Here is a 13,109-nt window from a genome sequence, read left to right as displayed (position 1 = left end):
CACCGCGGACGGTGGCATCGCGTGGGTTTTTCACCGTCGAGACCGGACTGGCGACCGTGCAAGAGTACGAGCGCAAACAGCTCCTGGAACGCATCGGCCGCGAGGGAGCCACCGTGGGTGCGACGATCCCCGAGCGCATCGAGATACAGGGGGAGCACATCGACCTGCGGGAGTTCGTCTTCGAGATCAAGCGCCGCGACACCGTCCCCGCCGGCGAGCGCGAGCGCGTCGAGCGAGCCAAGAAGAACCTCCGGCGCGAGCGCCGCGAGCGCAAGGAGCTGATCGAGGACGGCGACATCTCCCGCGAGGAGGGCGAGGAGCTGACCGAAGCGATCGTCGGCATCGACCGCGCGCTCAACGCCCTGGAGAACCTCGGGCCGACGAACCTCGAAGCCGAGATCGAGGCCCAGGAGACCGCCGACAAGAAGCGCTGGATGAACTTCCTCAAGAAGGCGCTGGGCAACGACCAGGACAGCCAGGGGAGCCACCGGTCGGGGTCGCGATGAGCCGCAACGACGAGATCGCCGACCGCCTCGAGGAGTTCGCCGACCGACTCGAAGCCAAGGGCGTCGAGTACAAACCCCGCGCCTATCGCCGCGCCGCCGAGAACGTCCGGGACTCCCCCGCCGACGTGGCCGGCCTCGCCGCCGACGACGGGGAGGCGGGCGTCGGCGAGATCGAGGGCGTCGGCGACGCCATCTCCGCGAAGATCGTGGAGTACGTCGAGACCGGCGAGATCGAGGAGCTGGAGGAGTTGCGGGCGGAGATGCCGGTCGACATCGAGGCGCTGACTCGCGTCGAGGGCGTCGGCCCGAAGACGGTCGGCAGCCTCTACGAGGCGCTGGGCGTCGAGACGCTCGACGATCTGGAGGCGGCGGCCGAGGCCGAGGAGATCCGAGCGGTCAGCGGCTTCGGCGCCAAGACCGAGGAGAACATCCGAGAGAATATCGCGTTCGCCCGCGAGGCGAGCGAGCGCGAGTCGCTGGGGGAGGCGCGTCCCCGCGGCGAGGGCGTCGTCTCGTACCTCGACGGGCGGCCGGGCGTCGAGCGGGTGGATCTGGCGGGGTCGCTGCGGCGCTGGAAGGAGACCATCGGCGACGTGGACGTGCTCGTGGGCAGCGACGACCCCGAGTCGGTGGTCGAGGCGTTCGTCGACTGGCCCGACGCCGACGGCGTCATCGAGGCCGGCGACCAGAAGGCCAGCGTCCGGGCCGGCGAGGTCCGCGTCGACCTGCGCGTGGTCGCCCCCGCCGAGTTCGGGAGCGCGCTGCAGTACTTCACCGGCAGCAAGGACCACAACGTCAAGCTCCGCAACGTCGCCATCGAGGCGGACCTGAAGATGAACGAGTACGGCGTCTTCGACGTGTCCGACGTGGACGACCCCGAGGCCGACCAGCGGGCGGGCGAGCGCGTGGCGGGGGAGACCGAGGCGGGGATGTACGAGGCGCTGGACCTGCCGTGGATGCCCCCCGAGATCCGGGAGAACTGGGGGGAGATCGAGGCCGCCCGGAACGGGGAACTGCCGGATCTCGTCGAGTCCTCGGCGATCCGCGGCGACCTCCACACCCACACGGGCTGGTCGGACGGCGACCACACGGTCGCGGAGATGGTCGAGGGCGCCGCCGCCTTCGGCCACGACTACGTCGCGATCACCGACCACGCCACCGGGCCGGGGATGGTCGGCGGCGTCGGCGTCCCCGACGAGGAGTTGCGCGAGCAACTGGCGGAGGTCCGCGCGGTCGCCGAGGCGGCCGACATCGAGGTGTTCTCGGGCGTCGAGGCGAACGTCGGGACGGACGGGTCGGTCTCGGTGGCCGACGACCTCCTGGCCGAGCTGGACGTGGTCGTCGCCTCGCCCCACGCCGGGCTGGACGGCGACGGCACCGACCGGCTCGTCGCGGCCGCCGAGCACCCCGAAGTCGACATCGTCGGCCACCCGACCGGCCGGTACATCAACCAGCGGTCGGGGCTGGACGTGGACGTCGAGCGGCTGGCGTCGGCCGCGGCCGACGCCGACACCGCGCTGGAGGTCAACTCGAACCCCGCCCGGCTGGACCTGGGCGGCGGCGCGGTCAAGGCCGCGGTCGAGGCGGGAGCGACGATCGCCGTCGACACCGACGCCCATCGGCCCGAGAGCTACGGACTCGTCCGCTACGGCGTCCACACGGCGCGTCGGGGCTGGGCCGAGCAGACCGACGTACTCAATACGCGAGGCGTCGAAGGCCTGCGCGAGTTCCTCGAATGACCGGCGACGAGTCCGACACCGACGAGCGCGCGAGCGATCGGGTGGCGAGCACCGTGACCGCCGACGCGGACGAGGCCGAGGCAGTGGACCGCGGCGACCCCGACGACGGCGCCGACCGCGGCGACCTCCCGCAGGAACCGGCCGACGAGACGGCGCTGTTGCTCGATACCATGCTCGGGAAACTGGCGACGTACCTGCGGATGTGCGGGTACGACGCCGCCTACGCGGGCGAGCGCGGTATCGAGGCCGACGACGACGTGCTGGCGCTCGCCCACACCGAGGGGCGAGTGCTGGTGACCCGCGACCGCGAGCTGGCGGCCCGCGCCGAGCGGTCCCAGCTCCTCTCGACGCGGGAGGTGACCGAGCAACTGCTCGAACTGCGGCGGTCGGGATTCGACCTCGAACTCGCCGACGAGCCCGCGCGCTGCTCGGCCTGCAACGGCCCGCTCGAACGCGTCGACCGGACCGAACCGACGCCCGACTACGCCCCCGAGACCCACGAGGAGACCGTCTGGCGCTGTCACAACTGCGGCCAGCACTTCTGGAAGGGCAGCCACTGGGACGACGTGGCCGGCACGCTCGACGACCTCTGAGCGACGGCGGCCCGAGACCGCGGTCGGGCCTCCGGCGACCCCACGGTCCGGCGCTCCCGGCTCCGGCGCTCCCGGCCCCGGCGTAGCGGGCGCCATTCGCAGGGGCTTAATAACCCGGTGAACCTACGCTCGGACGAATGACGCTATCGGACGAGGCCCGCGAGCGACTCGCGGACGTGGTGGCGCTCCAGCCGACGAAAAACGCAGAGCTGCAGGCCCAGTGGGACATGGACAGCGGGAGCGACGTCCACCAGTACCTCGAATCCGAACTCAAGGACTACTACTACCGCGACGAGGACAGCCTCATCTGCGCGACGCCGGAGGCCAACAGCCTCGTCGGCGACGACGTGGAGGGGGAGATCGACGAGCAGGTCGTCACCGTCCCCGGGCTACAGGCCGCGGCGATCGACGTACTCCCCGACCACGACGACGAGCCACAGAGCGTCGTCGCGACGCTGCACGACCTCCGCGACGCCGGTCACGACCCCGAGGTCGACGAGGTGCGCTCGGCGCTGCGCTCGCTCGCCGAGAAGGGCGTCGTCGAGCGCGTCCAGAGGACCGTCCCGACCTACCGGCTGGCCGTCGAGCGCGACGCGCTGGAAGTCCAGCGGCTCGACGACGACGGCGACTGAGCGACTCCGTCTCTCCCGCCGAACGGAGTCGTTTACGGGCTCGCGGTCGTACAGTCGAGTCGTGACCGCCTTCGACCCGGAGAAGTTCGAGGACAAGTACGTCCACTACATGGACGAGCTCCAGACCGCGTACAGGAACGCCTACCAGCACTTCCACGGCCGGCACGACTCGACGCTGCTCAAGGCGATCGACCGTCAGGTCCTCGACGGGAGCGAACCGTTCTACGAAGGGAATGGTGAGTTCCGGGTCGAACTCCCGGAGAATCCGCGCGAACGAGCGGGCGAGGTGCCCGTCGACGACGAGACGTTCGACGCCGTCCTCGACGAGTTCGTCGAGCGCATCGAGTTCGAACTGCGGCGGATCTTCGGGTTCGAGGACGACTGAGCGACTGGAGGCGGAGAGTGATCGGAGACGCGAACTGACCGCCGACCGTCGAGGCCGCTACGCCCCATCGTCCAGTCCCGGCCGCTGGCGCCGCCGCTGTCGGTCCAGTAGCCGTTTGATACCCTTGCCCGGCCCGCCCGAGATGGGCCAGTCGCCCGAGCGCCACGCGGGCGGTTCGGGTTCGAACTCGCCGCAGGACCCCGAGCATTCGCCGGCTGTCGGGTGACACTCCTTCGCCGCGCAGTAGGGCAGAAAGCCCGCCGGTTCGTCGGTGAGCCGGAACTGCCGGCAGTCCGGCCGCATCGTGTCGGCGTAGGCGCGCCAGCCGCGGCCGTACGCCCGCTCGGCGAGTTCGAGCCGCTTGTCGGCCTTCCACTCCGGATCGGCGTACTCGAAGCGGGCGGCCGAGGCGTCGCGGTCGCCGCCGGTCGGGCGTTCGAGAATTCTGGTTCCGGGATCGTCGACGGCGAGCGTTCGGGGGTGCCAGGACACCGCCGCGTCGCCCGCGCCGTCGACCGTGAGGACGCCGGCCTCGACGGGCACGTCCTTGATCAGCGCCGGCTCGACGGATTCGCCGGTCTCGGTCGTCGCGACCCACACCTCGTCGGCGAGCGAGAGCGCCACGTCGCGCTCCAGTTGGGGGCCGAGCGCGCGGGCGGCGCTGGCGTCCAGGTCCGGCTTGTTCTCGACGGCGACGATCCGCTCGACCCAGTCCGGGTAGGCCCACTTCCGGCGGAGTTCGACCCGGTTGTTCGACCGGCGACGGGTCTCGACGACGCCGCGGTCGGCCGCCTCGTGGACCGCCTCGCGGACGTAGCGCCACGGATAACCGGGGTCGGGCAGGGCGTCGCGGTACCAGGTCCACTCCGCCGGCGCGTTGCGGACGACGTGCAGGAGATCCGAGTCGAGTTCGGCGAGCCCGAAGTTCGCCCGCCGGGCCAGCCCCTCGGGGTCGCACTCGACGACGACGGTGTCCCACCGCCGCCGTTTCGTCCCGATCTGTCGGGCGACGATAGCGGTGCGGTCGCCCGCACCGGCTCCGACCTCGGTTCCGCTGCCGGCCGGCGGCCACTCGCGTTCGGCCCACTGACAGACCGCCAGCTCGAAGAGAAACTCCGAGTCGTCGACCGGACCGCCGCCCGTGGGTGACACGACCCGACGTAGGCGCCCCCGTTCGGATATACGTTTCGCGAATCCGTCCGGTGAGCCGAGGGCGGCCGGCGACCAACGCCGCTGCCGCGAACGACTCGCCGGGACGTGTCACCGAGAAAAAATTTAAATAGGGAGGGAGCCACACCCCCGCACATGACAGAAATGCAACTCGGTGACACGGCCGTGGCGACACTACAGGCGGGTCCGAGCGCGGGGGAGGCGTTCTTCTCGGTGTTCCTCGGCCTGTTCGGTGTGGTACTGCTGATGACGCTGGTCAGTGTCGCGGGGGTGTGGAAGACCTTCGAGAAGGCGGGCCAGCCGGGCTGGGCGGCCGTCGTCCCAGTGTACAACGTCTACGTCCTCGTCGCGGAGGTCGCGGACCGGGACATCGTGTGGGTGCTGTTGAGCCTCTTCGTCCCGTTCCTCGCGGTGATCCCGATGATCGACGTGGCGGAGGCGTTCGGCAAGGGGACCGGCTACGGGATCGGGCTGACCTTCCTCGGGTTCGTCTTCTTCCCGCTGCTGGGGTTCGGCGACGCTCGGTACCGCAGCGCGTCGCCGTACTGAGTCCGGCGCGGTCGCTCGGCGCGGCCGATCGCGGGCGGACGAGGACCGGTCGAGGGGCGGCGCCCCGTCGCTTCGGCGCTACTCCTCGTCGTCCTCGTCTTCGTCTTCGGCGAGTTTCTCGTCGAGGAACTCGTGGGCCTCTTCGAGTATCTCGCGGGGGCCGTCCTGCGTGACGGTGTTGATGGCCTGTTCGTAGTCGCGCCACTGGAGGTCGCGGTGCTCGTGGGAGAGCTCCGCCGACGCCTCGAACGAGCGGGCGATGAACAGGTGTACGGTCTTGTGGATGGTGTTGCCGTTGGCTTCGAACACGTAGTCGTAGTCCTCTCGGAAGCCGTCCAAGAGCCGGAAATCGCCGATTCCGGCCTCCTCTTTCACTTCGCGGATGGCGGTCTGCTGGAGCTCCTCCTCGCCCTCGACGCCCCCTTTCGGGAACTCCCAGTCGCCCGGGCGACTCTTGAGGAGGAGGTACTCCCGCCGGCCACGCGTGTCGCGAAAGAGGATGGCTCCCGCGCTCGTGGCCTCTATCATTGCCACTAAGTACTCTATCACTCCTTAAGTGAATATCGGAGCGTCGCCACGGTGACCTCTCCGACACCCGACACGAGTCGGGGGCAAACGCATGGCTTATGCCGGTGCCCGGCGACCGGACGGACATGCCCTTCGTCACGAAGCTCACGTTCACGAGCGGGGACCGACGGCTCCTCGACGACGTCGTCGACGGAGTCAAGGCCGCCGCCGAGCGCAAGGGCGTGGAGCTGAAAGGGCCCCATCCCCAGCCGCCGACGGACCACCGCGTCCCCCAGTCCAAGCGGCTGGCCGCCGACGGCGGGAGCTTCGAGCCCTGGCAGTACACCGCCTACACCCGCACCGTCGAGGTCCACGGCCACGACGACTTCGCCCGCTCGGTCGCCGGCGACGACTACCCCGACCGCATCCACGTCGAAGCCGAGATCGAACAGGTCCGCTGAGGTCGAGTCGGCGACGCGTCGCCGAAACCGACACGTTCTCGCGGCGCCCACTACCCCGTATGAGCGCGCCGAGTCGCGAGCGACTGGTAGAGTTACGCAGGGAGCTCCACCGCAAGCCCGAGCCGGCCTGGCGGGAGTTCTGGACGACCGCGCGGATCGTCGACGAACTCGAAGCGATGGACGTGGACGAGGTCCTGGTCGGCCGCGAGGTGCTCGCCGACGGGGAACGCATCGCCGTCCCGGACGACGAGGAACTACGGCGGTGGTACCGTCGGGCCGAGGAGGCGGGCGCGAACCCCGAGACGCTGGAGCGACTGCGCGGCGGGTACACGGGCGCCGCGGCGACGCTCGAACGCGGGGACGGCCCCACTATCGCTCTGCGGGTCGACATCGACGGCCTCCCGAGGGAGGAGTCGACCGACGAGGAACACGCACCCGTTCGCGAGGGCTTCCGCTCGGAACACGAGGGAGCGATGCACGCCTGCGGCCACGACGCCCACGCCGCCATCGGGCTCGGCGTCCTCGAAGCGGTGGCCGACAGCGACTTCGCGGGGACGCTGAAGGTCCTGTTCCAGCCCGCCGAGGAGGCGATCGGCGGCGGGAAGCCGATGGCCGAGAGCGGCCTGCTCGACGACGTCGACTACCTGCTGGCGGTCCACGTCGGCCTCGACCATCCGACGGGGGAAGTGGTCGCGGGCGTCGAGGGGTTCCTCGCGGTCCACCAGTTCCGGGCGGACTTTTCGGGCGAACCGGCCCACGCCGGCGGCCGACCGGGGTCGGGGCGCAACGCCGTCCAGGCGATGGCCGCCGCGGTCCAGAATCTCTACGCGATCCCCCGTCACGAGGACGGCGCGACCCGGGTCAACGCCGGGAGAGTCGGCGGCGGGAGCGCGACGAACGTGATCCCGGAGACGGCGCACATCGAGGGGGAGGTCCGCGGCGAGACCACCGACCTCATGGAGTACATGCGCGAACGAGCCCGCTCGGTGATCGAGGGCGCGGCGGCGATGCACGACTGCGACGTCGAGGTGACGCCCGAGGGCGAGGCGCCGGGCGCCGAGAGCGACGACGCCGTCGTCGACGTGGTCGAGACGGTCGCGGGGCGGACGGCGGGCGTCGACTCCGTGGTGCGCAACGACGACCTGGGCGGGAGCGAGGACGCCACCGTCCTGATGAACCGCGTCCGCGAGCGGGGCGGGCGAGCGGCGTACGTCGGCGTCGGCACCGACCATCCGGGGGGCCACCACACCGCGACCTTCAACGTGGACGAGGACTCGCTGGTCGCGGGCGTCGAGGTGTTGACGGAGTCGATCCTGGCGCTCGCGCGCGACCGCCCCTGAACGGGGCCGGAAGCCGAGCCGCGAACTCAGGCCGCGGGGCCGCGCCAGCGGTAGAGGACGGTCCCGCTTCCGGCCCCGGGTTCGACCCACGAGACGGTTACCTCCGTCCGCGAGAGGTCGAGCTGGCTCGCCGCCGTCGGACAGACCGTCCCGACGGCGACCTGTGCGTCCGTCCCGGCGGCGACGGACGACCCGGAGAGCCCGAGCGCCCCGAGGTCGTAGCGGTCGGTGACCGACCCGACGCCCCGACACCCCGCGTTCGCGACGTGGATCTCCACGTTCTCGCTGGCCACCACGTCGCCGCCGGTGAACTCGACCGTGAGTTCGTGACCGCCGCTGTCGACGGCGAACTCGCTCTGGACCGCGACCGTGGGCGACCCCGACAGCGACCCCTCGAACCCCATGAAGAACGTCGCCGCCGTCGCCGCCAGCAGGACGGTGATCGCGACCATCAGGATGACCCCGATGACCGGTGAAACAGCTCTCGGCGTGTCACTCGCTATCATGCTTGCCTTCCCCACGCGCGCCTGAACGCTGTCCGGACGCCCCCACGGGGCGGCGACCCCAGCCGACGCCCCGTGCTCGTCCGGACCGTTCCCCACCGCGCGTTACCGATCAGTACATCGAGAATACATATAAATATTCGTCATCATCTACGGAGTAGTCGCCGTTTACTGGCCGGAACGTCACGAGAGACGGCCGATCCGGCGGCTCCGGGGTCGGTGGGGAACGGCGGAAACGCGGACGACGCGAGCGACTGGCTCAGTACTTCGGGTCGGCGCCGGTCGTCTCGTACACGTCGTCTAAGATCTCGTCGCGGCGGGCCTGCCAGTCGGCGAAGCCGGCGCGGGTCTCGGGGTAGTCCTCGTAGTGGTCGAGGACGCGCTCGGCCAACTGTTTCGTCTCGTAGAGGTCGTAGATGGTCCCCCAGTGGCCGACCGACTTGACGGCGGTCTTGAGCTTGAGCCAGAGGCCGATGTCGGTCTCGCCGGCGTACAGCCCCTCGGCGATCTTCTCGGCGGGCAGGGCCGCCAGCATGCCCATCAGGCTGTCGATGTCGTAGGCCGTCACGAAGATGTTGTACACGTCCAGCGTGGCGAAGCGGGCGCCGAAGTGGTCCATCACCCGCTTGTTGTACTCCCAGAGCCGGTCCTCGCCCACGTCGCCGTCCTCAATGGCCGCGACGGCCTGTTCGCCGGCGTACTGCCCGGAGTAGGCCGCGCCGCCGATGCCGCCGCCGGTCGTGGGGTTGACCAGGCCCGCCGCGTCGCCGGCCGCGAGGAACCCCGGTGCGACCGCCGAGTCGTAGGGGCGACGGGTCGGGAGCGCGGCGCCGAGCTTGTCCTCGACGGTGGCGCCGTCGAACTCCTCGCGGTTCCTGAGATCGCGCTTGAGGTCCTCGACGAGGTGCATCGGCTCCTCGTTCATCTGGAAGCCCAGCCCGGCGTTGATCTCGGTGTCGGTCCGCGGGAAGTACCAGAGGTAGCCCGCGGCGCGCTCGGTCGGCTTGAACACCAGCGCGTCGTCCCACTCAACCGGTTCGTCGACGGTGACGACCTCGCGATAGGCCGAGCAGAACTGGCTGTAGCTGACGTTGGTGTCGAAGGTCGTGCCGTCGAAGTCGGCCTTGTCCTGGAGGATCGACAGCGCGCCCGCGCCGTCGATCACCATCTCGGCCTCGTAGTCGACGGGGTCGCCCTTCCGCATCGCGCGGACGCCCGTCACGGTGCCGTCGTCGGCCTGGGTCACGTCCTTGACGGGCGTGTCGAAGTGGATCTCCGCGCCGGCCTCGCGGGCGCCCTCGATGACCGCCTTGCCGTACTCCCAGCGGTCGATGACGGCCAGCTCTCCCGGGACCGGGATTTCGAGGACGGTGTCCTCCTGGGGGATCTCGAAGCGACCGTGGTCGACGCCGGTGTTGGTCATCGCGGGTTCGATCTTCGACTTCGGGATCGCGTCGGGGAAGGAACTCGCGCCCTTGAGGGCGTCGCCGCAGGCGATGTGGCCCCCTTCCTCCTCGGGCTTGCGCTCGAGGACCGCGACGTCGTAGCCCTCGCGGGCGACGGTCGCCGCGGCGTAACAGCCCGCAGTCCCCGCCCCGACGACGACGACGTCGTACTCGCGTGTAGTCATGCACGCCCCTGATACGCCCACGGAAAAAACTCTTTACCAACCGTGTTTTCGCTCGGCGGATCCCTCGGTGGCTGTTCCGTACCGAACGGAACGGACCCGGACGGACTTCTCCCAGGGCTGCAGCCGCGGGCTTTCGCCTCACTGGCGCCGTCACCGCCCGTGGACGGGGGCCTGGACGCGTTCGACGTGTCGGTGGCCTGCGCGGCGTCGCTGGTCTACTGCGCGGTGTCGGCGGCGTCGAGGTTCTCCAGCGCGATGCCGGTCCCGGCAGCCATCCCGAGGATCGTCGTCAGCGCCAGACCCAGGATCACCACGACGGGATCGGCGTCGGTGCCGACGGTCTCGGACACGAGCAGCATCGTGAACGTGAACAGGCCGGCGAACGCGCCCGACCACAGCGACGGGCGCTTCCACGAGTCGACGCGCGATTTCAGGTCGAAGTGAGCCTTCGAGAGCAGGCCCAGGCCGACGGCGTAGACGGATCCGAACGCGACCGCGCCGAGGTGGAGGCCGGCGAACTCCCAGGCGACGGCGGCGACGCCGACCCCGGCGGCGATACTCAGCGGCCAGTAGTGGAGGGCACGCATAGCACGGGGTTGCACCCGCCGGCCGAAAAGTGTTCCCGAACGGACGGTTCGTGCGGTCGCTCCGTGCGGTCTCCGGCCCCGGTCAGTCCCCGTCGGGACCGACGGGGAGCGTGACGCCGTCGCCGTCGAGTCCGTCCGCCTCGGCCTCGACCTCGACCTCGACCCGGCCGCCCTCGCGGTCGGCGCGGACGACGGCAATGCAGGTCCCGTGGTAGGCCGAGCGGGCGTCTCCGACCCACGGCTCGTCGCTGTCGAGGTCGCCGTTGTCGACGCCGGCGATCTCGCCCGCGCCGGAGACGGCGAAGTCGACCTCGTGGTCCGCGCGGGGGACGCGCACGCCCTCGTCGTCGACGACGGTCGCCTCGACGTAGACGAGGTCGCGGCCGTCGGCGGCGAGCGTCTCGCGGTCCGCGGAGAGGTCGACGGCCGCGGGCTCGCCCGCCGTCTCCAGTTCGTGTTCGTCGACGACTTCCCCGTCCTCCTTGGCCACGGCGCGCAGGGTGCCCGACTCGTAGGGGACGTACCACTCGATCGGCCGCGGGCCGTAGTCGTCGGCGTGCTGGGTCCCCAGGTACTCGTCGTTCTGGTAGAGTTCGACTTCCTCGGCGTTGGTGTAGGTGTAGACGTTGACGAAGTCCTGCGAATCCTCCCGATCCGGGAAGGTCCAGTGCTCGGAGAGCGGCGGGCCGCTCCACGCCGGGCGACAGGCCGGGCGCTCGCGGTCGTGGTCGACCGCCGCGGCGAAGACGACCGGCTCCTCCGACCAGGCGGCCTGGTGGAACCGCCCCGAGGGCTTGATGGCCCCCGTCGTGTCGATCAGGCCGGTCGGCCACCCCTTGCTGGGCCAGTCGCGGGCCTCGCCGAGGTAGTCGATGCCCGGCCAGAGGAACTGGCCGCAGACATCGTCGCGCTCCTCCACGTCGTACCACGGGTTGCGCGGGACGAACGCGAGGGGTTCGTCGTCCGACCCGCGGAAGAACCGCCGGTTCTCCGATCCGAGGATAGGCAGGTCGATACCGGCCTCGCGGTAGTCGTCGTACCAGTGTTCCTGGTAGTTGCCGACGAGCACGTCGACGTGTTCGGCGACGCGCTCGATGTTCTCGACGACGCCCTCGGTGCCGTCGCCCCACGGCGGATTGCCGTAGGTCACCGGGCGCGTGGGGTCCATCTCGCTGGCGGCCTCGGTGAGCATCGCCAGGTCCTCGATCATCTCGTCGGAGCCCTGGTCGAAGTTCTCGTTGCCGACGCTCCAGAGCACGATGGAGGGGTGGTTGCGGTCGCGGTCGATCATCGCCGACAGGTCCTCGTCCCACCACTCGTCGAACCACTCGTCGGCGCCGACGTGGCGCCACTTGTCGTACACCTCGTCGACGACGAGGAAGCCCATCCGGTCACAGAGGTCGAGGAGCTCGGGCTGGGGCGGGTTGTGCGCCGTCCGGATGGCGTTGCAGCCGAGTTCTCTCAGGGCCTCCAGACGGCGCTCCAGCGCGCGCTCGGTGACCGCGGCGCCGAGACAGCCGGCGTCGTGGTGGATATTGACCCCCTTCATGTCGACGGGCTCGCCGTTGAGGAAGAAGCCCTCGTCGGCGGTCCACTCGAAGGTTCGGACCCCGAACGGCGTGACGTAGTCGTCGACGGCGACGGCGGCGGAATCACCCTCGTCACCGTCCCCGTCCTCGCGGTAGACGACGCTGCGGGCGAAGTAGCGGGTGGGGTCGTCCAGCGTCCAGCGCTCGGGGTCGGCGACCGAGAGGCGCTGCTCGAACTCGTGGGCGGCGCCGGGGTCGACGGTCGCCTCGTCGCCGGCGGTGGCGACCACCTCGCCGTCGGCGTCCACGATGTCGGTCTCCAGCGCGACGGTGACCGCTTCGCCCTCGTCGTTGGTGACCTCGGTGAGCACCTGCACCTCCGCGCGCTGGCGGTTGACGGCGTTCGTCCGCACGTCGGTGCCGAACGGCGCGACCGAGACGGGGTCCGTCTCGGTGAGGTGTACGTCGCGGTAGATGCCCGAACCCGTGTACCAGCGGCTGTGGGGGTGTTCGTCGTTGGCGACGCGGACGGCCAGCGTCTCGCCGCCGGTCACGCCGAACTCCGAGAGGTCGTAGTTGACCGTCGAGTAACCGTAGGGGCGGTTGCCGACGTGCTCGCCGTCGACGTACACGTCGAAGTCGCGGTAGACGCCGTCGAAGCGCAGCGTCGGCTCGCCGTCGATGTCCTCGGGCAGCTCGCGGCGGTACCAGCCGACGCCCTCGGGAGCGTAGCCGCCCGCCGCCTGGCTGGGGCTGTCGGGGTCGAACGGGCCCTCGATGCTCCAGTCGTGGGGTACCTCGACGCGCTCCCAGTCGCCGTCGTCGAGCGCGGGGTCGGCGCCGTCCTCGACGTCGCCGCGCGTGAACCGCCAGCCGGTCTCCAGACGGCGTGTCCGTCGATGCTCCTCGTCGGGACCGTCGTGCGTTGGCATACGCACAGGTCGCCCACCCGAGTCAACTAGCTTGCGGCATCGGCGG

Annotated in this window: 14 protein-coding genes; 8 read left to right on the top strand and 6 right to left on the bottom strand. The window is 70.4% G+C overall.

The genetic code is table 11. From position 1 onward, the window contains the following. The first annotated feature begins 56 nt into the window (after positions 1 to 56). The 5 genes from HZS54_RS24250 to HZS54_RS24230 all read left to right on the top strand — a co-directional run bounded on the left by HZS54_RS24250 (position 57) and on the right by HZS54_RS24230 (position 3,855). On the top strand, positions 57 to 506 hold the full coding sequence (locus HZS54_RS24250; protein ID WP_179919641.1) for a DUF5788 family protein: 450 nt from the start codon (positions 57 to 59) through the stop codon (positions 504 to 506). Next, on the top strand, positions 503 to 2,245 hold the full coding sequence (gene polX, locus HZS54_RS24245; protein ID WP_179919640.1) for a DNA polymerase/3'-5' exonuclease PolX: 1,743 nt from the start codon (positions 503 to 505) through the stop codon (positions 2,243 to 2,245). Before HZS54_RS24250 ends, polX begins: the two co-directional genes overlap by 4 nt. 158 nt (positions 2,246 to 2,403) lie before the next feature. After that, a complete protein-coding gene (locus HZS54_RS24240; protein ID WP_281377756.1) occupies positions 2,404 to 2,838 on the top strand; it encodes a Mut7-C RNAse domain-containing protein in 435 nt (144 codons plus the stop codon). A 137-nt stretch (positions 2,839 to 2,975) separates the two neighbouring features. Then, positions 2,976 to 3,470, top strand: coding sequence for a DUF5797 family protein (locus tag HZS54_RS24235; protein ID WP_179919639.1), 495 nt, complete (start codon positions 2,976 to 2,978; stop codon positions 3,468 to 3,470). A 61-nt stretch (positions 3,471 to 3,531) separates the two neighbouring features. Continuing rightward, complete coding sequence (locus HZS54_RS24230; protein ID WP_179919638.1) at positions 3,532 to 3,855, top strand: DUF5783 family protein; 324 nt, start codon at positions 3,532 to 3,534, stop codon at positions 3,853 to 3,855. Between the two features lie 57 nt (positions 3,856 to 3,912). Here HZS54_RS24230 and HZS54_RS24225 read toward each other — a convergent pair whose 3' ends face one another. Then, positions 3,913 to 5,007: a DUF5787 family protein gene (locus HZS54_RS24225; RefSeq protein WP_179919637.1), complete on the bottom strand. Its 1,095-nt coding sequence runs from the start codon at positions 5,005 to 5,007 to the stop codon at positions 3,913 to 3,915. Positions 5,008 to 5,160: 153 nt separating this feature from the next. Here HZS54_RS24225 and HZS54_RS24220 point away from each other — a divergent pair, with 153 nt between their 5' ends. Next, entirely contained in the window at positions 5,161 to 5,574 is a 414-nt protein-coding gene (locus HZS54_RS24220) for a DUF5684 domain-containing protein (RefSeq protein ID WP_246391727.1), read from the top strand. 78 nt (positions 5,575 to 5,652) lie between these two features. Here the strand turns inward: HZS54_RS24220 and HZS54_RS24215 are convergent, their stop codons facing one another. Beyond that, the gene (locus HZS54_RS24215) at positions 5,653 to 6,102 is read right to left on the bottom strand and encodes a bis(5'-nucleosyl)-tetraphosphatase (protein ID WP_179919636.1); all 450 of its coding nucleotides are present in this window, start codon (positions 6,100 to 6,102) and stop codon (positions 5,653 to 5,655) included. A gap of 125 nt (positions 6,103 to 6,227) precedes the next feature. On the opposite strand from HZS54_RS24215, the gene HZS54_RS24210 reads away from it, so the two are divergent. Then, positions 6,228 to 6,542, top strand: coding sequence for an uS10/mL48 family ribosomal protein (locus HZS54_RS24210; RefSeq protein WP_179909426.1), 315 nt, complete (start codon positions 6,228 to 6,230; stop codon positions 6,540 to 6,542). Positions 6,543 to 6,601: 59 nt separating this feature from the next. Then, positions 6,602 to 7,882, top strand: coding sequence for an amidohydrolase (locus HZS54_RS24205; protein ID WP_179919635.1), 1,281 nt, complete (start codon positions 6,602 to 6,604; stop codon positions 7,880 to 7,882). Positions 7,883 to 7,908: 26 nt separating this feature from the next. Here HZS54_RS24205 and HZS54_RS26105 read toward each other — a convergent pair whose 3' ends face one another. The 4 genes from HZS54_RS26105 to HZS54_RS24185 form a co-directional block, all read right to left on the bottom strand. Next, positions 7,909 to 8,388, bottom strand: a complete 480-nt coding sequence (locus tag HZS54_RS26105; RefSeq protein WP_218927097.1) for a type IV pilin domain-containing protein — start codon at positions 8,386 to 8,388, stop codon at positions 7,909 to 7,911. 256 nt (positions 8,389 to 8,644) lie between these two features. Then, positions 8,645 to 10,015: a geranylgeranyl reductase family protein gene (locus HZS54_RS24195; protein ID WP_179919634.1), complete on the bottom strand. Its 1,371-nt coding sequence runs from the start codon at positions 10,013 to 10,015 to the stop codon at positions 8,645 to 8,647. Positions 10,016 to 10,230: 215 nt separating this feature from the next. Then, positions 10,231 to 10,602 carry a hypothetical protein gene (locus HZS54_RS24190; RefSeq protein ID WP_179919633.1) on the bottom strand — a complete coding sequence of 124 codons (372 nt, stop codon included), beginning with the start codon at positions 10,600 to 10,602 and terminating at the stop codon, positions 10,231 to 10,233. Between the two features lie 82 nt (positions 10,603 to 10,684). Continuing rightward, the gene (locus tag HZS54_RS24185; RefSeq protein ID WP_179919632.1) at positions 10,685 to 13,063 is read right to left on the bottom strand and encodes a glycoside hydrolase family 2 TIM barrel-domain containing protein; all 2,379 of its coding nucleotides are present in this window, start codon (positions 13,061 to 13,063) and stop codon (positions 10,685 to 10,687) included. Positions 13,064 to 13,109: the final 46 nt, after the last annotated feature.

The organism is Halosimplex pelagicum, assembly GCF_013415905.1.
GTDB lineage: Archaea > Halobacteriota > Halobacteria > Halobacteriales > Haloarculaceae > Halosimplex > Halosimplex pelagicum.
Note: the sequence above shows the minus strand (reverse complement) of the source record. Positions and strands in the feature narration are given on the sequence as shown.